Raw genomic sequence first — 23,357 nt, forward strand, 5'->3', positions numbered from 1 at the left:
GGGCGTAGGAAATTTGAGAGGAGCTGTCCTTAGTACGAGAGGACCGGGATGGACGCACCGCTGGTGTACCAGTTGTTCCGCCAGGAGCACAGCTGGGTAGCTATGTGCGGAAGGGATAAGCGCTGAAAGCATCTAAGCGTGAAGCCCCCCTCAAGATGAGATTTCCCATCGCGTCAAGCGAGTAAGATCCCTTGAAGATGACAAGGTAGATAGGTCCGAGGTGGAAGCGTGGCGACACGTGCAGCTGACGGATACTAATCGATCGAGGACTTAACTAAACACATGAGAAAAGCGTAGGCGACTGTTCAGCCACGAAGAACGCGAAAGGCCTGCGAGGAGGCTGTTGCCGCCACAGCAGGACTGAAGCGGTTCGAGGGGCTAGGAGCCGAAGCTAGACAACAAGAAAAGCTGAGAACGGTCCTTGGCGAAGCCAAGGAAACGTCCGACGGAGCCAAAAGCTTTTGACGAAGACGTGCGTGCACGTCGAACGGAAAAAGCGAAGGCGTAGGAGGATGTTAGTTCGAAGCTAGACAATATGAAAAGCGTAGGCGACTACGCAAACCCTGTTATCTAGTTTTGAAGGAATAAAAAAAGCTTGACAACAAAAAATATTCCTTTATAATAACATTTGTCTAAAGCATTATTGCTCGGTGACGATGGCGGAGAGGTCACACCCGTTCCCATCCCGAACACGGAAGTTAAGCTCTCCAGCGCCGATGGTAGTTGGCGGGACACCGCCTGCGAGAGTAGGACGTTGCCGGGCAAGATGATATATTATTCCGCAGTAGCTTAGTGACGAGCGATGCTTCATCGTTTAAGCTTCGAGTTGCCTCGACGCATCCATCATCGTTGAATATGCGAGTAGAGGAAGAGGCAGTAAAGTTGCATAACATGTTGATGAAGCGCAATGATTAACCTTAACAAACTATTCCGCAGTAGCTCAGTGGTAGAGCACTCGGCTGTTAACCGAGCGGTCGTAGGTTCGAATCCTACCTGCGGAGCCAGTGCTTCCATAGCTCAGTTGGTAGAGCACTTCCATGGTAAGGAAGAGGTCACCGGTTCAAGCCCGGTTGGAAGCTTGTGTGTCGTGTGTTGGCCCGTTGGTCAAGTGGTTAAGACACCGCCCTTTCACGGCGGTAACACGGGTTCGAATCCCGTACGGGTCATCTTTTATGGAGGATTAGCTCAGCTGGGAGAGCACTTGCCTTACAAGCAAGGGGTCGGCGGTTCGATCCCGTCATCCTCCATCATATGTTTAATACACTTCATATTGTGCCGGCTTAGCTCAATTGGTAGAGACGAGCGAAGCTTCGATGAATAAGCTTCGAGTTGCCTCGACGCATCTATCATCAGTGGGTATGCTGGTAGAGGAAGAGGCACAACTGACAAACCTTCTAGAAATTTGATTCACTTTATGTTGTGCCGGCTTAGCTCAATTGGTAGAGCAACTGACTTGTAATCAGTAGGTTGCGGGTTCAAGTCCTGCAGCCGGCACCATCCGCGGAGGGGTAGCGAAGTGGCTAAACGCGGCGGACTGTAAATCCGCTCCCTTTGGGTTCGGCGGTTCGAATCCGTCCCCCTCCACCATGATTGTTTTTAATCGATGGGCTATAGCCAAGCGGTAAGGCAACGGACTTTGACTCCGTGATGCGCTGGTTCGAATCCAGCTAGCCCAGCCATTGATATAACGAGCCATTAGCTCAGCAACGAGCGAAACTTCTTCGATTATGTTACGAGTTGTCCCGACGCACTTGACATCTTGGGTGTGCTAGTAGAGGAAGGGACAGGTAAAACAAAATTGGATAAGGTTTTTTAATTTATTAATGAGCCATTAGCTCAGCAGGTAGAGCATCTGACTTTTAATCAGAGGGTCGGAGGTTCGAGTCCTCCATGGCTCACTGTTTGCGGAAGTAGTTCAGTGGTAGAACACCACCTTGCCAAGGTGGGGGTCGCGGGTTCGAGTCCCGTCTTCCGCTCCATGGGGCCTTAGCTCAGCTGGGAGAGCGCCTGCTTTGCACGCAGGAGGTCATCGGTTCGATCCCGATAGGCTCCATCTTGTCGAAACCTTAGGGAATACCTAAGGTTTTTTTCTGTTTTTCATAGAATAAATATTCAAAAAGTTGTCGAGTTGAGCCAACTGTTTCTCCTCATGTACAATAAACAACAGATGCAACGAGGGGAGGAGATCGAGATGAACATTTCGATTATTGGGGTGCCAATGGATTTAGGACAAACACGCCGCGGTGTTGATATGGGGCCAAGTGCCATTCGTTATGCTGGCGTAGTGGAACGTTTAGAAAGCTTAAACCATGATATTGAAGATTTAGGAGATATTCAAATTGGTCGTGCTGAGCGCGTCCAAGATGTGACGAATCCAAAATTAAGAAATTTGAAAGCGGTTGCTGAAGCAAATGAAAAACTTGCTTCTGCGGTCGATGAAGTTGTAACAAGAGGTCGTTTTCCGCTTGTACTTGGTGGCGATCATAGTATTGCGATCGGGACACTTGCAGGAGTAGCTCAACATTATAAAAACTTAGGCGTCATTTGGTATGATGCGCATGGAGATTTGAATACGGAGGAAACTTCGCCTTCTGGAAATATTCACGGTATGCCGCTCGCTGCAAGTTTAGGGCTTGGACATCCGGCTTTAACGATGATCGGTGGATATAGTCCAAAATTGAAGCCAGAAAACATTGTAATTATCGGTGCTCGTGCACTTGATGAAGGGGAAAAACAATTAATTAAAGAAAAAGGAATTAAAATATATACGATGCATGAAGTTGATCGTCTAGGCATGACAAAAGTAATGGAAGAAACAATCGCTTATTTAAAAGAACGGACAGACGGTGTCCACTTGTCTCTTGACTTAGATGGTCTCGATCCACATGATGCACCGGGCGTTGGAACACCAGTAATTGGTGGACTGACATATCGCGAAAGCCATTTAGCGATGGAAATGTTAGCTGAAGCGCAAATCATCACTTCAGCGGAGTTTGTTGAAGTCAATCCGATTTTAGATGAACGGAATAAAACAGCTGCAACCGCTGTTGCTTTAATGGGATCGTTGTTTGGTGAGAAGCTTGTATGAGAGGTGGTAAGATGCCCCTCTCCATTTTTTTTTTAAAATATTAACATATTCGTTGCGATTTATGGAACTTTGCTTTATGTTATTCGTATAAAATAGTAGCCCCCGTGCGGAGGTAAATATGGAATGGACATGTTTATTAAACAACGCATTAAAGCGATTAAAAAAGGAGATCAAAGCGCGTTTGCAGATATTGTCGAAATGTACAAAGATAAAATTTATCAACTGTGCTATCGCATGTTAGGAAATCGTCATGAAGCAGAAGATGCTGCACAAGAAGCGTTTATTCGGGCGTATGTCAACATTCATACATACGATCCCACAATGAAATTTTCTTCTTGGTTATATCGCATTGCGACGAATTTATCGATTGATCGCATGCGTAAAAAAAAGCCCGATGTTTATTTAGATGCAGAAGTGTCAGGGACAGACGGATTAACGATGTACTCGCAGCTTGCAGATGAAGGAGCTTCCCCGGAAGATGCATTAGAAAGCTTAGAGTTACAACAAATGGTGCAAGAAGCGATTTTAAAGCTACCAGAAAAATATCGCACTGTCATCGTCTTAAAATATATTGACGAGCTATCACTGCAAGAAATTAGTGACATTTTAAATTTGCCAATTGGTACAGTGAAAACGCGCATTCATCGTGGTCGTGAAGCATTGCGTAAACATTTAGGCCATTTATGATGAAAAAGGAGTGAGACAGATGCCATGCTCTGAGAAAATTGTTCAATGGATGCATGATTACTTAGACGGAGACATTCAAAAAGAAGAAGAGCAACGATTGCGCAGCCATATTCAACAATGTGAAGCATGTCGAGAGCATTTTTATGCATTGGAAAAAACGGTGGCGTTTGTCGAAAATGTTTCCCACTTCACCCCTTCAGACGATTTTGTTAAAAAAGTGATGTATAATTTACCTCGTGAAAAACGGCGTGTGCGTTGGAAACGATGGTTTACTCATCATCCGTTTCTGACTGCCGCCTCGCTGTTCTTTTTGCTAAGCATGAGTAGCTTATGGGCAGTTTGGCAAGAGGATAATGAATTTTCATTTTCTAAACAAGAACATTTAATTGTTCGAAATCATACTGTCATCGTGCCAGAAGGAAAAGTCGTTGAAGGCGATATTGTTGTCCGAAACGGCGATATTAAAATTGAAGGAGAAGTGCACGGCAATGTGACGGTCATTAACGGCCATAAATATTTAGCTTCTGCTGGGGAAGTTACCGGACAAATTGAAGAAGTTAATGAAGTATTTGATTGGATTTGGTATAATGTAAAAAGAGTCGGTTACAATATCGCCAAAACATTAACGAAATAGCCATCCATATTGATGGCTTTTTTACATGTGAGAGCAATTAGAATGAGTGAAGGAAGTGTAAGAATGCCATTTGGAGAGCTCCCGACATTTGTAAATTACCTCATTAAGTTTGTAGACATTCTTGTTGTCTGGTTCGTCATTTATAAACTTATTATGGTTGTGCGTGGTACGAAGGCCGTGCAACTGCTTAAAGGAATTATTGTTATTATTCTTGTCCGAATTGTAAGTAGCTTTATCGGATTAAGTACGTTGCAATGGTTGATGGATCAAGCGATCACATGGGGTTTTTTAGCCATTATTATCATTTTTCAACCTGAGCTACGCCGAGCGCTCGAACAGCTCGGAAGGGGCAAATTGTTTTCGCGAAGCACAACGCCTGAAGAGGAAGAACAAACGCATATGATCGAAGCAATTGTAAAAGCAACAGAGTATATGGCAAAACGGCGAATTGGAGCTCTTATTTCTATTGAAAGAGAAACGGGAATGGGCGATTATATTGAAACTGGCATTCCTTTACAAGCACATGTTTCATCAGAGTTGCTTATCAACATTTTTATTCCGAATACCCCGCTTCACGATGGGGCTGTCATTATTCAAAAAAATCAAATTGCTGCGGCATCTTGTTATTTACCGTTGTCGGAAAGCCCGTTTATTTCTAAAGAGCTTGGTACAAGGCATCGCGCTGCATTAGGTATTAGTGAAGTAACAGACAGCATTACCGTCGTTGTGTCCGAGGAAACGGGAGCGGTTTCTGTTACGAAAAATGGGGAGCTTTACCGTGACTTAAAGTTAGATGTATTACGAGAATTGCTGACGAAAGAGCTCGTTCAACCGAAGACAACTTCCTCATCTCGTTGGCAGTGGAGGGCGAAAAAAAGTGGATAAATGGATGAATAGCCCATGGTTTATACGCATTTTTTCTTTGTTGCTGGCGCTTATGATTTACGTTTCAGTGAATATTGAAACACAATCAAATAGCACGTCACGAAATACGGTCGGTCAAACGGATGTCGAAACAGTGACGGACGTTCCCGTCGTCGCATATTACGATCAAGAAAACCTTGTTGTTTCTGGTATCCCACAATCCGTTAATGTGATGCTTGAGGGGCCGAAAAGCATCGTTACGCCAACGAAGCTGCAACGAGATTTTGAAGTATATGTTGATTTATCTAAACTGCCGATTGGTAAGCATACAGTTCCTTTGAAATACCGAAATATTTCTGAAAAGTTACGCGTTACTATTGATCCAGCGATAATTACTGTGACGATTGACGAGCGTGTGTCAAAAGATTTTTCGGTCGAAGTTGATTTCATTAATAAATCACAAGTTGTAGACGGGTATTCACCGGAACAGCCAATTGTTAAGCCAAATATTGTGAAAGTGACAGGCGCAAAAACGTTAGTTGAAAAAGTTGCGTTAGTAAAGGCACGTGTTGACTTAAAAGGAGTCGAAGAAACGATTGAGCGAGAGTCGAAAGTGACGGTGTATGATAAAGAAGGAAATGTGTTGCCTCTTGATGTTGAGCCGTCTATCGTTGACATTACTGTGCCAATTAAAAGCCCAAGCAAAACTGTCCCATTAAAAATTGATCGAAAAGGAGCGCTACGAGAAGGATTAAGCATTAGTAAAATGGAAGTGATTCCGAGCGAAGTAACGATTTTTGGACAAAAAGCAAAAATTGACGACATCGAATTTATTAGCGGCATTGAAGTCGATTTAAGCGATATTACAGGCAATACAACTTTACAAGTCGATGTACCTGTACCAAAAGGGGTCAAAGCAGTGGATCCAGCGAAAGTTACAATTTTAATTGAGATTGAACAAGAAAAAGAGAGAACATTTGATCAAGTTCCAATTGAAATCATTGGACTAAACGACGCATACAAGGCTGAATTTGTCGATCCTGCTAATCGAAATATTACACTAACGGCTTTAGGGGCTCAACGTGTACTGAATGATATTCAATTGAAAGATATTAAGGTATACTTAAATGTTAGTGAATTAGGCATTGGAGAACATAACGTCCCAATTGAAGTCAGTGGACCTCAAAACGTTCGCTGGAAACTACCACAAAAAGAAGCAACCATTCGTATTACAAGAAATGAGTAACGATAAAAGGAGCGATAGCATGGGTAAGTATTTCGGAACAGACGGTGTGCGAGGGATTGCCAATAGCGAATTAACGCCAGAATTAGCTTTTAAAATCGGTCGTTTTGGTGGCTACGTATTAACAAAGGATAAAGAACGTCCAAAAGTGTTAATCGGGCGCGATACGCGCATTTCTGGTCATATGCTTGAAGGAGCGCTAGTGGCAGGACTGCTTTCCATCGGGGCAGAAGTGATGCGCCTCGGTGTTATTTCTACACCGGGCGTGGCATATTTAACAAAAGCGTTAGGCGCACAAGCAGGGGTGATGATCTCTGCTTCGCATAACCCTGTCCAAGATAACGGCATTAAGTTTTTTGGACCAGACGGTTTTAAACTTTCTGATGAACAAGAGTTAGAAATTGAAGCGCTTCTCGATAGTGAACAAGATACGTTGCCACGCCCGATCGGGAAAGATTTAGGGCAGGTAAACGACTATTTTGAAGGCGGACAAAAATATTTACAATATTTAAAACAAACGGTGGACGAAGATTTTTCAGGCATTCACGTCGCGCTTGATTGCGCGCACGGTGCGACGTCGTCATTAGCGACGCATTTATTTGCTGATTTAGATGCTGATGTGTCTACGATGGGTGCATCTCCAAACGGATTAAACATTAACGAAGGTGTCGGTTCGACACATCCAGAGGCGTTGGCTGCGTTTGTGAAGGAAAAAGGAGCCGATGTAGGTTTAGCGTTCGATGGCGATGGAGACCGATTAATTGCGGTTGATGAAAACGGTCAAATCGTTGATGGCGATCAAATTATGTACATTTGTGCAAAATATTTACATGAACAAGGTCGCTTGAAACAGCAAACGGTCGTCTCAACGGTGATGAGCAACCTCGGTTTTTATAAGGCGCTTGAAGCGCAAGGGATCAAAAGCGTACAAACAGCTGTTGGCGACCGTTACGTCGTCGAAGAAATGAAAAAGAACGGCTACAATTTAGGTGGAGAACAATCGGGGCATATTATTTTCCTCGATTACAATACGACAGGCGACGGGTTACTGACGGCGCTGCAGCTTGTCAACATCATGAAAATGACGAAAAAGCCGCTTTCTGAGCTAGCGGGGGAAATGAAAAAATATCCACAAAAATTAGTGAATGTGAAAGTAACAGATAAACATGAGGCGATTGCGAATGAAGAGGTGCAGCGTGTCATTCGCGAAGTGGAAGGAGAGATGGCTGGAAACGGCCGCATTCTCGTTCGCCCGTCTGGTACGGAACCGCTCGTTCGCGTAATGGCAGAAGCACAAACAGATGAGCTTTGCGATCAATACGTCGAGCGCATTGCGTCTGTTATTCGTGAGCGTTTTGGCGCACAATAATGTTTTTGGTAAACGATATGCATAAATGGAACGGTTTATTCCATTTATGCATATTTTGTTTATACAGGGGTAAGCGATTCACATTGACGTTTGCCTCTTTGTTGTTGTAAACTGTTGTTGTTTGACATCTTACATGAAAGGAGGGTAGCGGAAAACAACTGTATAAAAGCGCCTGGACTAAGCTTGGACGGAAAAAAGCTTAGTTGACGAGGAGGAGGTTTATCGAGTGTTCGGCGGATGCCTCCCGGCTGATGCGATGACAGCCGCAAGTTCTTTCTTAAAACAAAGAGGCGACTCTTTGCACAAAGGAAAGAACGTTCATCGCCATTTCATCAATTATTTAAGGGGCAAGAGCCCCTTCTTGCCCCTATCATTAGGGAGGACTTGTTATGTGCGGAATTGTTGGTTATATTGGTGAACAACCATCAAAAGAAATTTTATTGTACGGATTAGAGAAATTAGAGTATCGAGGATATGACTCTGCAGGGATTGCTTTATTAAATGAAAAAGGTGTACATGTATTTAAGGAAAAAGGACGGATTGCCGACTTGCGTGCCGTCGTTGCAGAAGATGTAGATGCACCGCTTGGCATCGGTCATACGCGTTGGGCGACACATGGCGTGCCAAACCGCGTGAATGCTCATCCACATCAAAGTGCATCTGGCCGCTTCACGCTTGTGCATAACGGTGTGATCGAAAACTACGAATTGTTAAAACGCGATTATTTAGCACATGTGACGTTTAAAAGTGACACAGATACAGAAGTTATTGTCCAGTTAATCGAAACGTTTGTAAATGACGGATTGTCGGTGGAAGAAGCGTTCCGTAAGACGCTTTCGTTATTGAAAGGCTCGTATGCGATCGCTTTAATTGATGCAGAAAATGATGGCATCATTTACGCGGCGAAAAACAAAAGCCCGCTTTTAGCTGGATTAGGTGAAGGATTTAACGTCGTCGCAAGCGACGCATTGGCGATGTTACAAGTGACAAATGAATATGTCGAGCTCATGGATAAAGAAATCGTTATTGTCACAAAAGAAAGTGTGACAATTAAAAAGTTAAATGGTGAAGTGGTAGAGCGTGCGCCATATGTGGCGGAATTGGATGCAAGCGACATTGAAAAAGGAACGTATCCGTACTATATGTTAAAAGAGATTGATGAACAGCCGCTTGTCATTCGCCGTTTAATTGAAAAATATCGCAACGAACAAGGTGAACTGGCGATTGATGAAGACATTGTGCAAGCGATTAATGAAGCGGATCGCTTATATATTGTCGCGTGCGGCACGAGCTATCATGCTGGTTTAGTCGGTAAGCAATTGATCGAAAACTGGGCGAAAATCCCTGTTGAAGTGCACATTGCAAGCGAATTTTCATACAACATGCCGCTTTTATCGGAAAAACCGCTCTTTATTTATATTTCACAAAGCGGGGAGACGGCAGATAGCCGCGCGGTGCTCGTGCGCACGAAAGAGCTTGGCCATAAATCGTTAACGATTACGAACGTACCGGGTTCGACATTATCGCGCGAAGCAGACTATACGCTTCTTCTTCATGCTGGACCAGAAATCGCTGTTGCATCAACGAAAGCATATACAGCACAAATTGCGGTGCTTGCGATGTTAGCTGCGGTGGCTGCAAAAGCAAAAGGCATCGAGTTGAATGTTGACGTAACAAAAGAACTTGGTATTGTTGCGAATGCGATGGAAACACTTTGCGATGCGAAACAAGAAATGGAACAAATTGCGCGCGAATATTTAGCGACAACACGCAACTGCTTCTTTATCGGTCGCGCGGTCGACTATTATGTCGTATTAGAAGGCGCGCTAAAGCTAAAAGAAATTTCTTACATTCAAGCAGAAGGCTTTGCAGGTGGAGAATTGAAGCACGGTACGATCGCTTTAATTGAAAATGGCACACCAGTGATTGCTCTAGCGACACAAGAACATGTCAACTTAAGCATTCGCGGGAACGTAAAAGAAGTTGTCGCTCGCGGTGCAAATCCGTGCATCATTTCCATGAAAGGATTAGACATGGAGGACGACCGTTTCGTCATTCCAGCTGTTCATCCAATGCTTACGCCGCTTGCATCTGTCGTTCCATTGCAGCTCATTGCTTACTATGCGGCATTACATCGCGGTTGCGATGTCGACAAACCACGCAACTTAGCGAAGTCTGTAACGGTGGAATAAAGCTTAAAAAACACACGTCATGGTGTTGAATGACAAAAAAGTCGGGTACTTGACAAAAAAGTCGGGAACCAGACAAAAAAGTTGGATACCGAACAAAAAAGTCGGGAACTGACATGTGTTCGCAGAAAATAAAGTTGATAACTGAACATGATAACCGAATGAGGGATGTTAGCTTTATGCTAATGTCCCTTTTTTTATCAATAAACGAAGTGCATGTGTTTATAAAAAATCGTATATGTCTTTGCCAAATAAAGATATATACTACAAAATAAAGCTCTAAACTGAAAAATTAATTTTATGCTAAATGATGTTAGCATCTTAGCTAACGCTTTTTTAACAGAAAACTTTTTGTTAATAAATCAAATTTAATATGATAGTTTTTGTTTAAAGGACAAAAAACGCATTATATCCAAATTAAAAAATGAAAATAAAACTTCTACTTTTTTTATAATGATATGAATCATTTTATATTAAAATTAAAAAAGAGGTGATCAAAAATGAGTGAAAAACTTTCTTTAAAATCAAAAGATTTGCTTGAGGAAAGAATTAAATACATAAAACAATTATTCCCTGAAGTAGTAACTGAAGGAAAAATAAATTTCGAAAAACTCCGTTTAATTTTAGGAGAAGAAGTTAACGGCACCAAAGAGCGATATGAACTGAATTGGGTTGGTAAAAATGAAGCCATCAAAACAATACAAGTGCAAAGTTCTGGAACCTTAATACCCGTAATTGATGAATCAATAAATTTTGATAAAACTGAAAACATAATTATTGAAGGCGACAATTTAGAAGTATTAAAAATATTGCAAAGAAGTTATTACGGTAAAATTAAAATGATTTATATCGATCCTCCTTATAATACAGGCAATGACTTTATTTATCCTGATAATTTCAAAGAAGGATTAAACGATTATCTAAAATATTCCGGTCAAATAAACGAACAGGGATTTCAACTAAGCAGTAATACAGAAACAACAGGGAGATTGCATTCTAAATGGTTAAACATGATGTATCCAAGATTATTTCTAGCTAGAAACTTATTAAGGGATGATGGGGTAATTTTTGTTTCAATAGATGATCATGAAGTAAAAAATCTTCGTTATCTGCTAGATGAGATATTTGGAGAAGAAAATTTTGTTGCTGAAATAGTTTGGGAAAAAGTACATACAAGAAAAAATTCCGCTAAATATTTTTCTGATTCACATGAATATATTTTATGTTATGCCAAAAGGAAAATTACAAAAGAAAATGAAGAGGGCTGGGTAAGGAATTTATTACCACGTGAAAATACGGATGCTTATTCCAATCCTGACAATGATCCGAATGGTCCTTGGAAACCAGATCCTATTTATGCGAATAATCCATATGATGCTGATTATGAAATTGTCAAACCGAACGGAGTAGTCTTAAAAAGACCGCCAGGTAAATATTGGAGATACAGTGAAAAGACCATAAAGGAAGCTATTGAAAATAACAGGATTATTTGGGGAGAAGGCGATTCTTACCCAATGATTAAGCGTTACCTTAAAGACGTTCAAGATGGATTAGTACCTGTTACTCTTTTTACTAGAGAGTTTGCTGGAGATAATGCATTAGGAAATGATGAATTAAAAAACTTGTTAGGTGCTGAAAAACTATTTCCATATCCTAAACCTTCAAAATTGATACAAAGACTTATTCAAATTGGTACGAATGAAGATGATATCATTTTAGACTTTTTTGCTGGAACAGGTGTTACTGGTGATGCCATATTGAACATGAACAAAGATGGTGGAAATAGAAAATTTATTCTCATACAGCTACCAGAACCTACAAAAGAGGGATCAGCAGCGAGAGAAGCTGGATATAAAACGATTTCGGAAATATGTAAAGCAAGAATATCGAAAGTTATACAAAAAATAGAAGAATCCGGTAAATCTTTCGAGGGTATCGGTTTTAAATTTTTTAAATTAACTTCTAGTAACTTTAAAATTTGGGATGGAGAAAAAGCGTCTCAAAATCCTGATGAATTAGCTGAACAGTTGAGATTATTTGTAAATAATATCCAAGAAGGTAGAACAAAAACGGATATCTTGTATGAAATCATGTTAAAATCAGGCTTTATGTTAACGGATAAAGTGGAGAAAATCGACCAAAATAAAGAACTTTATAGCATTAAAGATGGAGATTTAATTGTTTGTTTAGAAGACTTTATTGACAAAGATTTAATAACAAAAATTATTGAATTGCATCCTAAACAATTTATCTGTTTAGACTCAGCTTTCCATAATCAAGATCAATTAAAAACAAATACAGTGTTGGAGTTTAAAGAAGCTGGAATCGTCTTTAAAACTGTCTGATGAAGGGAGGGGATCAGATGGAAATAAAATTCGAAAGCGATCAACAGTATCAGTTAGACGCAATAAATGCTGTTGTAAATGTTTTTGAAGGACAAACGATAAAATCCGGACAATATGAATTAAATTTAGATGGGATAACTGGAAGCATCATTTCTGAATTAGGATACGCTAATTATCTAGAATTGGATGAAGAAACTTTATTGGCAAACGTTCAAAAAGTACAAAAGAAAAACGGTATAGAAATTTCCAAAAAATTGGATGGGTTAAACTTTTCAATAGAAATGGAAACCGGAACAGGAAAAACGTATGTATATCTACGAACGATCTTTGAATTAAATGTGAAATATGGTTTTACAAAATTTATTATCGTTGTTCCAAGCGTGGCAATCAGAGAAGGAGTATTAAAAAATTTAGAAATTACAAAAGAACATTTTAAAACCTTATATGGTAATATTCCGTACGATTATTGGGTATATGATTCAAACAAATTATCAAGTATTCGTCAATTTGCAACATCTAATCAGCTTCAAATCATGATCATTAATATTGATTCATTCAATAAAGAAAGCAATGTGATGAATCAAGAACGGGATGAATTGTCGGGGAGAAAACCAATTGAATTTATTCAATCTACAAATCCTATCGTCATCATTGATGAACCACAAAATATGGAGTCTGATAAAGCAAAGGAAGCAATTCAATCACTGAATCCGTTATGTACGTTACGATATTCAGCCACACACCGTAATGTGTATAATTTGCTGTATAGTTTAAATCCTGTTGCTGCTTATGACTTAAATTTAGTGAAGCGAATTGAAGTGGATTCGATTTTGGATGATCCAAACTACAGTGACCCCTATATTTTAGTGAAGAGCATAAAGGCGACCAAAACCAAAGTAACAGCGAAACTCGAAATCGATATCAATACAAACAATGGTCCGGAACGAAAAACAGTATCCGTACATAAAAATGGTACAGATCTTTATGAAGTTAGTGGATATAGAGAAGCATACAAAGGATATATTGTTGATTATATTTATGCAGGGTATAGCGAAGAGGAATCTTTTATCGCATTTACTAATGGTACAAGGCTCCAAATAGGACAAGCAATTGGAAATTATAAAGACGAAATCATGCAATATCAAATATATAAAACCATTGAAAATCATTTTGAACAGGAGTTAAGGATTAAGCGTCACTTTCCGGAAGGAAAACGTTTAAAAGTATTATCATTATTCTTTATCGATAAAGTGGCAAATTATGCTGAGGAAGACGGAAAAATCAGAAGATGGTTTGTTGAGGCATATAACAAATTGTCTAAGGAACCGATGTATCAAGAATTAAATCTACCTCCAGTTGATAAGGTTCACAAAGGATACTTTGCGAAAGATAGTAAAGGAAAAGAAAAAGATAGTAGTGAGAGTAGAACAACGAAAGCAGACGATGAAGCGTATGAACTGATTATGAGAGACAAGGAAAGATTGTTATCTTTGCAAGAACCTCTTCGTTTTATTTTTTCTCATTCTGCCTTGCGTGAAGGTTGGGATAATCCTAATGTTTTCCAAATTTGTACCTTAAATGAAACAAAGTCCGAAATTAAAAAAAGACAAGAAATCGGTCGTGGGCTACGTTTGCCGGTAGATGAAAATGGTTACAGAGTTCGCGATCCTTACATTAATCGATTAGTTGTTATTGCGAATGAGAACTACGATGATTTTGCTAGAAAATTGCAAAAAGAAATTGAAGAAGATTGCAATGTCACTTTCGATACTAACAGAATCGGAAAAAAATCTGATAGAAAATCGGCAAACCTTGTCCCAGATTGGAATCAAAACCCTGAATTTCTGGAATTGTGGGAACGCATTAAACATCGAACCCGTTATTCTGTAGAATTTGATACAAAGAAATTGATAAAAGAAGCTTCTCTAGCTGTGAAAGAAATGCCGGTGATTGAAGCCCCTAGACTGGTTAATAAAAAAGCTACATTAGATATAACTAGCGAAGGTGTTACATCAAGAGTTTCAGTCATCAAAGATAAGAAAATCGAGTACGATAAATCCTCGTTGCCGGATTTGCTTGGATATATTCAAAAGGAAACAGAGTTAACAAGAGGAACCATAGCTGAGATACTAATCCAATCTGGAAGATTAGGCGATGTTTGGATCAACCCGCAAAAATTTCTTGATCAAGTAGTGAAAGCAATCAAAAAAACTTTGAGAAATATAATGGTAAAAGGGATCCAATATCACAAAATAAATGGTTCAGAGTATGAAATGCGTTTATTTGAGGACTCGAAGATCGAAGGATATATAAACAATATGATTGAAGTAAAAAAATCAATTTATGATATGGTTAAATACGATTCAGATGTAGAAAAAAAATTTGCACAAGATCTAGATTCACTTGAAGGAATAAAGTTTTTTGTAAAGCTCCCTGAAAAATTTAAAATAAAAACACCGCTTGGAAACTATACTCCAGATTGGGCTATCGTTCAACAAAAAGATGGAGAAGAGGCTAAAATATATTTAGTTGCTGAAACGAAATCGACTCATGAAGAGGATGAACGTCGTGAAATAGAAAATCAAAAAATAAAATGTGGGGAAGCTCACTTTAAAGCATTGGAAAATATTGAATTTAAAACTGTTACGGATGCAAGTGAATTATTTTAAACACCTCTACGATCAGAGGTGTTTTTTTGTTTAAAAAGATCTGTCCTTTACAAAAAAGATTTATCCTAACGGCTTTACCCATTTCCAAGTATAAACTTGGAAGTGGGTTTTATTTTTATTATCTTTTAAGTATTTTCTGAAAATAAAGCGGGAATGACTGATAGTAAAAAAGATTGGTGAGGGGAGAAACATGTATGTAAATAATGTGCGTGAGGCTTTGGATCGATTAACCGAGGATGAATTCGAGGAATATTTAAAAAGATTGCGGTTAGTATTGAGAAAAAGGTACAAGAAGAATGTAAAGCCATCGGACCTAAAAAATCGAGTTAAAGAATTCATTAACGGAAAAGATCCAAAAATTGATTATTTTGAATCATATTTATTAACATTCGATGAGCTTTCAGTAAATGGAGCGATAAATGCATTACATAATAAAAAAATAAAAATACCAAAAACATGGAGACAACTGCTATTAAGTGTAACAGAAGATCGGACATTATCACCTGAAGTTGTAAAACATTTGGAGGACGAACAAATATTATCAGAGATAAAGGCATTGTTTTATAATTCCATTGAATATTGCAAAAACGAAAATAGGGATAAATTTTTTACAAATTTGTATATCTTTAATAATTTTTTGAAAATAAAATGATTTATCAACTGACCTGTTCAAGACAACAGGTCATTTTTTTGAAATTTTCGTTGTTTAAAAATGATGTTTTTTGTCAATAATGATAGAAAAATGTCATTTTAAAATTACCTAAAAACAATTTTATTTCATAAATCAATCATTTACCGCATTTAAAGATACACAAAAAAATATTTCTTTAAATTATTTTTTCTCAAAAATATTTTTTATCTAAAAATGGGAACTGGGAAATTTTATGGCATGTATAAGGAAACTTGTCTGTCTATGATAGGAACGTGAAGGTTTTGCATCAAAGGAGTGGCATAGATGGCGAAAAGGAAAACAGAATTAACCGAAAAGAAAATCGCTGAAATGGAAAAAGAAGGTCGTGGTCAAGGCAAGGGAGAGAATTATAAACCTTGGATATATATTCAGGATTTTCCTTCAAGTGGTCTAGCGACTAGGGGGAAAGGATGGAAAACCAATCGAATCCATCACTTTTTATCCAAATTAGAACGGGATTATTTCTATGTATTGGAATGGAATCGGTCTGTTGTTGATATACGAGAACAGTTTCCATTAAATCGCGAAGATACATTGTTTATTGCCACAAACAAAGGCATTAAACATCCAACAGATCCGAAATCCCAAATACCAATTGTCATGACCACTGATTTTCTTATCACGGTAACCACTTCAGCGGGCACAAAACATTATGCCCGAACAATAAAACCGTCAAAAGAACTGGAGAATCAACGAACCATTGAGAAATTAGAAATTGAACGTTCTTATTGGGAAGATCGTGGGATTGATTGGGGAATTGTCACGGAAAAAGAAATGCCTAGGAACCTGATTGAAAATGTTGAATGGTTACATTCGTCCTATTTTGGTATAGAAGGTTTGCCTACATCAGCACTTCATACTTATGCTCAACAAATGAAATCATTCATTAAGAAATATAATACCTCGATTATAGAAGTGGTAACAGAATTTGATAACACATTTCAATTAGAAAATGGAATGGGATTAGAAATCCTTAAGTATTTAATTGCTCGCCGAGAAATACGTGTAGATATTAATCAAAAGATTCACACACACTTTTGGGTGGAAGATGTTTTCAAACTAGACTTTATATAAGAAAGAAGGGATCAAATGTTTGTAATAAATGACATCATCAGTATTGAAGAAGCTAGTGGCAAGAAACAATTGGAGCGTATCCTTTGGATTGATGAAGGTAACGTAATCTGTTACACCATTGATATTGAAAAAGAAAAAGCACTACCCATTAAGCGGAAAATCTCTGATTTGCAGCAATTACACGCGGAACAATTATTATCGTTTATCGATAATGATCCTTATGGTTTTATCTATCAAGATGAGGAACAACTTCCTGAAAAAAATAAAATGTTGAGAGATGAACGTTGGGAATGCATCAAAGACATGGTTTTACAAGAGCCGGAAATATATGAAAGCGAAACAAGGGGTTCTCTCATTCGAATGGCGATGGAAAAGACGGGCAAAACCAAACGGTTACTTTATAAGTACATGGTTCAATATTGGCAAAGAGGTAAAGTGAAGAACGCTTTGTTGCCCGATTATCAAAATTCTGGCGGGAAAGGGAAGGAAAAGACTTGCACAGATAAGAAAAAAGGACGACCACGAAAATTTGCTACAATAACCGGCGAAGGTATTGTAATAACCGATGAGATTAAAAGAATTTTTGAGGTTAGTGTGAAGAGGTTTTATCATACTGCGAAGAAAAATCCTCTAGCAACGACCTATGAACAAATGCTTAAAACCTTCTTTGTGGCGGATTATCGATATGATAATGGCATAAAAAAGCCCATTCTCCTAGAACAAGATAAACTTCCGACACTAAGGCAGTTCCGATACTGGTACGAAAAGACCTATCAATCGGAAGAAAAACTTCGAAAAAGAAAAGGTAATCGGAGATACGAATTAGAGGATCGGGCAGTGTTAGGAACTTCCGTTGGTGAATTGTATGGACCTGGAACAAAATATCAGATTGATGCAACGGTTGCAGATGTTTATCTTGTCAGTTCTTTTAATCGAAATTGGATCATCGGTCGTCCTGTCATTTATGTAGTAATTGATGTATTTAGCCGTATGGTTGTGGGGTTGTATGTAGGACTAGAGGGACCATCGTGGCTCGGGGCAATGATGGCACTTGCCAATACTGCCAGCGATAAAGTTTCCTATTGTAAGCAATACGGTATTGAAATAACAAAAGACGAATGGGATTGTCATTACCTTCCTCAAACGCTATTAGCCGACCGGGGAGAATTAGAAGGGTACAATATCGAACGACTTATTTCTGTTTTTAATATGAAAGTAGAAAATACACCACCGTACCGAGCAGATTGGAAAGGAATTGTCGAACAGCACTTTAAGACCATTCATACAAAAGTCAAACCATTTTTACCTGGCATCGTGGATAGGGATGCCATAGTACGAGGTGATAGGGATTATCGTTTAGATGCCACGTTAACATTAGAAGAATTTACAAGCGTGATTATCCGATGTGTCCTCTACCACAATAATCACCATTGGTTGAAACACTATAATCAAGATGAAATGATGATTCAAGATGAGGTCCCGCTTATTCCTCGCGAATTGTGGAAGTGGGGTATAAAAAATCGTTCCGGCAAACTCCGTTCTTATTCAGAAGATATCGTAAAACTTAACCTTCTTCCAAGGGCAAAAGCTAGAGTGACGTATAAAGGAATTGAGTTTAAAAAAATGCGTTACAGCAGTGAAAGGGCATTAAAAGAAGGATGGTTTGGAGAAGCCAGACAAAAGAGTTGGCAAATCCCTATTTGTTATGATCCAAGAAACATGTCACACATTTATTTGCCTAGCGAAGACGGTCGAAGCTATGAAGTAGCTACTTTGCTTGATCATCAAAAAAAATATCATGGAAAAACAATCGAAGAAGTAGAATATTTGTTTGCTTATGAAACGTTGAAACACCAAGAATATTCTCATGAAGAAATTCAGCAAAAAGTGGATTTGGCAAGCGACATCGAACACATTGTTCAAAAAGCAAAGAAATTAGTTGATCAAGAAAAAGTAGAAATGAGTAATGCCCAAAAAGTCAAAGGAATTCGTTGGAATCGCTCAATGGAAAAAGAAGCGAGAAGGAAAGAAGAAGCCTTTTTATTAGCGGATTCTGACCAATCGACTCAAGGAGCTATTTCAGAAGAACATGTCGAAGACACGCAGCCGAAAAAGGGCGTTTCCAGAATCGAGTTATTACGACAAAAACAAAAGGAGAAGTTGATGCATGCAAAAAACAGCCAATGAAACACAGATTCTGCATGGTAAAACAGTAGTTGATGCGATTTATAGCCTGCAGAACGTCCAAGATTATGAAAACAATCCATTGATTGAAGCACTTCCTCCTATTCTTACGGAGGAAGAAGTAATTGAACAAATATCCGTATTCCCTCCATTTAATGAAAAAGAACGTTCGTTGAATGCTAATTATCGATTTCATTGTGTGCAGAGGCTGTTTCAATACTTTCAACCATTTGAAAAACATTTAGACCTTGAACAACGAATTTCAAGAGCCATCCGTCAAGGGTATCTGCACCGAAATCCAATGCAAAAAGAAGAAGTCATGAGAATTCATGAAAGTTACCAAGCGATAAAAGAGGGGAAATTTTTAAAGAGCTATCAAACAGAAACAAAACGAACAGCAGCTGGCTTTACGCTTATTGGTCTTTCAGGAATCGGAAAATCGACCGCAATTGAAAGAGTGTTATCTTTTTATCCGCAAATTATTAAGCATCATGAGTATCAAGGGAAACCATTTATTTTTACTCAGATTAGCTGGATGAAGCTGGACTGTCCGTTCGATGGTTCATTAAAAGGCTTATGTATAAGCTTTTTTGCAGAATTGGATCGATTGCTGGGATCCAACTATCTAAACAAATTTGGGTCGCAAAAAAATACTACAGATTTAATGTTACAACGAATGGCTCATCTGGCAAGTCTCCATGGGATAGGCTTACTCATTATCGATGAGATTCAGCACCTCAGTCTTAGTAAAAGTGGCGGATCGGACAAAATGCTGAACTTTTTCGTCACATTGGTTAACACCATTGGTATTCCTGTTTTGCTGGTTGGAACAAATAAAGCTGTTTCGGTTTTACAAAGTGAATTCCGGCAAGCAAGACGGGGAAGCGGGCAAGGGGATATGGTTTGGTCCCAGATGCCAAAAGATGAGTCATGGGAGTTATTTGTCGAAGGTATGTGGGAATATCAGTGGACAACCAATTATACACCGCTAACCAGTGAATTCAGTGATTTGATTTATGAGGAAAGCCAAGGAATCCTCGATATTGCTGTCAAACTCTTCATGCTATCACAGGTAAGAGCGATTGCGACAGGGGAAGAAAAATTAAGCAAACAAATCATCAAACAAGTGGCAAACGATAGCTTAAGGTTGGTTCGACCGATGTTAAAGGCATTGAGATCAGGAATTCCAAGTGAGATTGCCAAATACGAAGATATTCGTCCCATTGATATTGATGAGGAAATTGAAAAATATAAAGCCTCCATTGATTTGCAAGAAAAGATTCGCATTCAAAAGAAGATACAAGAACAAAAACGTCAAAAAAAGGAGCAATCTCTTTTAGAAGAGGTGACACTGCAACTGTTAGCTATGGACTTTGAGCCAAAAGAAGTCCAGACCGCCCTAAAGAAAGTCTTTAAAAAGTTTGACGAAGATATTGAAAAACCAATGGTGATAAAAGAAGCGGTAAAACTCCTTATTGAAAAGGATGAGAAGAAAGACAATGCTCAAATCAAAGCCAAGAAAGCCAAATCAAAATCGGAAAATTATTTGGGTCGCTTAATGGAAGAAGCAAGGAATAAGAAAAAATCAGTTCACGAATGGTTTCTTGATAAAAACATTGTCAAACAACCTTTAGATGATTTTTGGGAGGAGGATGACCATGCTACTTTGGTTTCCAACTCCGTATCCTGATGAGCTTCTATATAGCGTATTCGCGAGGTATCATGTGAGGTCCGGAAATACAAGTCCTAAAATGACGACCGAAGAATTGTTTGGAAAACGGACTATCCGATCAGTTTGGGACTTACCAGCCAATTTGAATACTTTGTTGAGTCGAATGGGGTCCTATTGGGATGGAGATAACCTAATTTTCAATCATACCATGTATTCGTATTATGCTGCCTTTTTACTTCCAAAGCAGGCGGAGCAAGTAAAAAAATCCATGATGGGGAATAAAGGGATTACCATCCACACCCGTATTGGAGTTTCAGCAAGTAATGTGAAAACAAAAACGAACCTTTGGGTGTGTAGTGATTGTATCAAAGAGGACATGGACAAGTATGGCGAAACGTATTGGCATCGTATCCATCAAGCTCCTGGCGTGTTTATTTGTCCAAAACATGAAACGATATTGGAAGAAACAACGGTATCTACAAAAACTGAAAACCAACACGAATATGTAATCGCAACCCCTTTTATTGAAAGAACGCGGGTGAACCTGGATGGGTTACAAAAAGAAGAACTTCAGTTGCTTTTAAAAATTGCTCAAATAACAGAGTCCTTGCTAACAAATAGTCATCTCCAGACACAAGATAATACCATTAGGGAAAAGTATGTTGAGCTTTTAAAACAAAAAGGATTTGCCAGTCCTAATGGGTTTGTAAAACGTGATAAATTATATCAGAGTTTTACTTCAAAGTTTTCCGACCGCTGTTTGGAACTTTTACAGTCTCCCGTATTGTTCGAAGAAACCAATTGGTTAACGATGATATTTCAAAAACACCGGAAGTCCTTTCATCCGATACGGCATATACTAGTCATGCTGTTTTTAGAAACCGACTTGGATCATTTGTTTAATAAAGAGCAGTATCATCCTTTTGGTAAAGGTCCTTGGCTATGTTTAAATGTCGCATGTCCCAATTATCATAAACCAGTTGTTACATCTTTAACCATAACCAGATGTTATGATACAGGGAAACCGGTTGGAACATTTCGTTGTGACTGTGGGTTTGTTTTTTCAAGAAGAGGACCGGATAAAAACAGTAATGATCGGTATCGTATTGGCACGATAAAAGAATACGGTAAGGTTTGGAAGGATAAACTGACCGAATTAGTGAACGAAGGGTATTCACTTACAGATATATCAAAAGAATTACAGACGGAACGAGCAACAATTAAAAAGTACGCTGCCGAATTAGGATTAAAAGTACCATGGAAATTACCGAAAATCGAAAAGGACAACCCAAAAGAGCTACTGGAACAATACGAAGACCAATTAGCGGAAAGAAAAAATAAATGGCTTGAACTACAAGAGTTATACCCTGAAAAATCAAAGACGGAATTACGAAAAATGGCACCTGATGTTTATGCGTTTTTGTACCGAAATGATCGTGATTGGCTTAATAAATATTCTCCTTCAAAGAAAAGAATTCAACCCCCTAAGCAACGTGTAAATTGGGACAAGCGAGATAAAGAAATCTTAAAAATGGTCAAGGAAGTTGTTCGGACATGGGATTTGGGAGCTGAGAAGCCAACAAGGATTACAAAGACGTCCATTGGCAAGAAAATCAATCAATTGTCCTTGCTTGAGAAAAAAGGTGATAAATTGCCCAAAACCATGAATTATATTTCTCAAGTAGAAGAAAGTTTAGAATCGTTTCAAATGAGACGAGTGGAATTTGTAATCGAGAAATTAAAACAAGAGGAACAACCTATCATTGAATGGCAAATTTACAAAAAGGCGGGGCTTCGCCCCACCATTTCGAATGAAGTAAAAAGGTTTATTTCGTTAAAGGTAACGGAGTATGAAACTGTTAATAAGAAACATGTTTGATTATCGAGTAAAATCCCTGTTTTTTCCACAATTTAACGATTTCCTATTATGCAAAAGCACTTTGTTAGCACAATAAGCGATAGAAGCCTCAGCAACAACATCTTCCGCTTGCAGTTTGCATCTTTAACTTGATACAATTATAATTGCCAAGCTTGGGCAACTTGGTGCTTCGGCTTTTTCGCCCTCGAGGTGTATAAATGTTCCGAAGATTGTCAGATTGGATGAAAAAAAGTGTCGGATTTAGTACGAAAGAATATTTTTCGCTAACACCACCGCATCATTACAAGGAGTATTCTTTGTTAGGTGTCAAGTGGAAGAAAAAAATTAAAAAGGATTAATAACGACACTGCTCTCTAGGGGGCTCCTCCCCCTAGGAGCTATATCCAATCGCCCTTTTTTTCATCCTTTAATTATTTTCTTTAAAAAATAAGATATTCCTTTTTATGAAGAGTATCTTTACATTAAAAAACGAACTTCAATCTCTAAGGTTCATTTTTTATCTTCGTTTTTTTGTCTTCTTATGCTATTGTACTGGATCTTAATATAAGGTTAGTCAGATTAGTTTAAATAGCGGCTTCCCAATTTATCAACCAATTTCCATACATATCCATGCTTTTATAAATAAATGATATATTCAGTTACGGTTCCTAACTTTTTTTGCCATTGAACAGAAATGAATAACTTTAATTTCTATTATGAGCAAGGGATATACCCTTGCTCTTTTGTATTTGTAGTTTATTACCAATTTTTATTGTGCAAACATTTTAAG

The 23,357-nt window shown here is 38.7% G+C and carries 14 protein-coding genes, 10 tRNA genes and 2 rRNA genes; all 26 read left to right on the plus strand.

Translation table 11 applies throughout. The annotated features are described in order from the left end of the window. A 23S ribosomal RNA gene (locus LH47_RS02295) occupies positions 1 to 278 on the plus strand; the annotation flags it as partial. A gap of 368 nt (positions 279 to 646) precedes the next feature. Next, positions 647 to 763, plus strand: a 5S ribosomal RNA gene (gene rrf, locus LH47_RS02300). Between the two features lie 166 nt (positions 764 to 929). Further along, positions 930 to 1,004, plus strand: a tRNA-Asn gene (locus LH47_RS02305). Positions 1,005 to 1,006: 2 nt separating this feature from the next. Next, positions 1,007 to 1,079: transfer RNA gene (locus LH47_RS02310), tRNA-Thr, on the plus strand. A 15-nt stretch (positions 1,080 to 1,094) separates the two neighbouring features. Continuing rightward, positions 1,095 to 1,166, plus strand: a tRNA-Glu gene (locus LH47_RS02315). 8 nt (positions 1,167 to 1,174) lie between these two features. Next, positions 1,175 to 1,247, plus strand: a tRNA-Val gene (locus LH47_RS02320). 174 nt (positions 1,248 to 1,421) lie between these two features. Then, positions 1,422 to 1,497 (plus strand) — tRNA-Thr (locus tag LH47_RS02325). A gap of 5 nt (positions 1,498 to 1,502) precedes the next feature. Further along, positions 1,503 to 1,587, plus strand: a tRNA-Tyr gene (locus LH47_RS02330). Positions 1,588 to 1,604: 17 nt separating this feature from the next. Next, positions 1,605 to 1,679: transfer RNA gene (locus tag LH47_RS02335), tRNA-Gln, on the plus strand. A gap of 146 nt (positions 1,680 to 1,825) precedes the next feature. Beyond that, a tRNA-Lys gene (locus LH47_RS02340) sits at positions 1,826 to 1,898 on the plus strand. Positions 1,899 to 1,904: 6 nt separating this feature from the next. Continuing rightward, positions 1,905 to 1,979 (plus strand) — tRNA-Gly (locus LH47_RS02345). 1 nt (position 1,980) lies between these two features. Beyond that, a tRNA-Ala gene (locus LH47_RS02350) sits at positions 1,981 to 2,053 on the plus strand. Between the two features lie 138 nt (positions 2,054 to 2,191). Then, positions 2,192 to 3,088 carry an arginase gene (rocF, locus tag LH47_RS02355; RefSeq protein ID WP_084221231.1) on the plus strand — a complete coding sequence of 299 codons (897 nt, stop codon included), beginning with the start codon at positions 2,192 to 2,194 and terminating at the stop codon, positions 3,086 to 3,088. A gap of 123 nt (positions 3,089 to 3,211) precedes the next feature. Beyond that, positions 3,212 to 3,775 carry an RNA polymerase sigma factor SigW gene (gene sigW, locus LH47_RS02360; protein ID WP_009362620.1) on the plus strand — a complete coding sequence of 188 codons (564 nt, stop codon included), beginning with the start codon at positions 3,212 to 3,214 and terminating at the stop codon, positions 3,773 to 3,775. Between the two features lie 19 nt (positions 3,776 to 3,794). Beyond that, entirely contained in the window at positions 3,795 to 4,409 is a 615-nt protein-coding gene (locus LH47_RS02365; RefSeq protein ID WP_043964463.1) for an anti-sigma factor family protein, read from the plus strand. Positions 4,410 to 4,472: 63 nt separating this feature from the next. Beyond that, the gene (gene cdaA / locus LH47_RS02370; protein WP_042536385.1) at positions 4,473 to 5,294 is read left to right on the plus strand and encodes a diadenylate cyclase CdaA; all 822 of its coding nucleotides are present in this window, start codon (positions 4,473 to 4,475) and stop codon (positions 5,292 to 5,294) included. Beyond that, on the plus strand, positions 5,287 to 6,519 hold the full coding sequence (locus LH47_RS02375; RefSeq protein ID WP_043964465.1) for a CdaR family protein: 1,233 nt from the start codon (positions 5,287 to 5,289) through the stop codon (positions 6,517 to 6,519). Before cdaA ends, LH47_RS02375 begins: the two co-directional genes overlap by 8 nt. Positions 6,520 to 6,538: 19 nt before the next feature. Further along, positions 6,539 to 7,885 carry a phosphoglucosamine mutase gene (gene glmM, locus LH47_RS02380; protein ID WP_043964467.1) on the plus strand — a complete coding sequence of 449 codons (1,347 nt, stop codon included), beginning with the start codon at positions 6,539 to 6,541 and terminating at the stop codon, positions 7,883 to 7,885. A 389-nt stretch (positions 7,886 to 8,274) separates the two neighbouring features. Continuing rightward, a complete protein-coding gene (gene glmS / locus LH47_RS02385; RefSeq protein WP_043964468.1) occupies positions 8,275 to 10,077 on the plus strand; it encodes a glutamine--fructose-6-phosphate transaminase (isomerizing) in 1,803 nt (600 codons plus the stop codon). 497 nt (positions 10,078 to 10,574) lie between these two features. Next, positions 10,575 to 12,419: a site-specific DNA-methyltransferase gene (locus LH47_RS02390; RefSeq protein ID WP_043964470.1), complete on the plus strand. Its 1,845-nt coding sequence runs from the start codon at positions 10,575 to 10,577 to the stop codon at positions 12,417 to 12,419. A gap of 17 nt (positions 12,420 to 12,436) precedes the next feature. After that, positions 12,437 to 15,088 (plus strand): restriction endonuclease, encoded by a 2,652-nt coding sequence (locus LH47_RS02395; RefSeq protein ID WP_043964473.1) that lies wholly within the window; start codon positions 12,437 to 12,439, stop codon positions 15,086 to 15,088. Between the two features lie 190 nt (positions 15,089 to 15,278). Continuing rightward, positions 15,279 to 15,740, plus strand: a complete 462-nt coding sequence (locus tag LH47_RS02400) for a hypothetical protein (RefSeq protein WP_043964475.1) — start codon at positions 15,279 to 15,281, stop codon at positions 15,738 to 15,740. Between the two features lie 303 nt (positions 15,741 to 16,043). Further along, positions 16,044 to 16,853 (plus strand): heteromeric transposase endonuclease subunit TnsA, encoded by an 810-nt coding sequence (locus tag LH47_RS02405; protein WP_043964477.1) that lies wholly within the window; start codon positions 16,044 to 16,046, stop codon positions 16,851 to 16,853. A 15-nt stretch (positions 16,854 to 16,868) separates the two neighbouring features. Then, positions 16,869 to 19,040 (plus strand): Mu transposase C-terminal domain-containing protein, encoded by a 2,172-nt coding sequence (locus tag LH47_RS02410; protein WP_043964480.1) that lies wholly within the window; start codon positions 16,869 to 16,871, stop codon positions 19,038 to 19,040. Next, entirely contained in the window at positions 19,021 to 20,727 is a 1,707-nt protein-coding gene (locus LH47_RS02415) for an ATP-binding protein (RefSeq protein WP_043964481.1), read from the plus strand. Before LH47_RS02410 ends, LH47_RS02415 begins: the two co-directional genes overlap by 20 nt. Beyond that, entirely contained in the window at positions 20,696 to 22,588 is a 1,893-nt protein-coding gene (locus LH47_RS02420; RefSeq protein ID WP_043964483.1) for a TnsD family Tn7-like transposition protein, read from the plus strand. The genes LH47_RS02415 and LH47_RS02420 overlap by 32 nt, the downstream gene beginning before the upstream one ends. The last annotated feature ends 769 nt before the right edge of the window (positions 22,589 to 23,357 follow it).

Origin of the sequence: Anoxybacillus thermarum, assembly GCF_000836725.1 — a bacterium.
GTDB lineage: Bacteria > Bacillota > Bacilli > Bacillales > Anoxybacillaceae > Anoxybacillus > Anoxybacillus thermarum.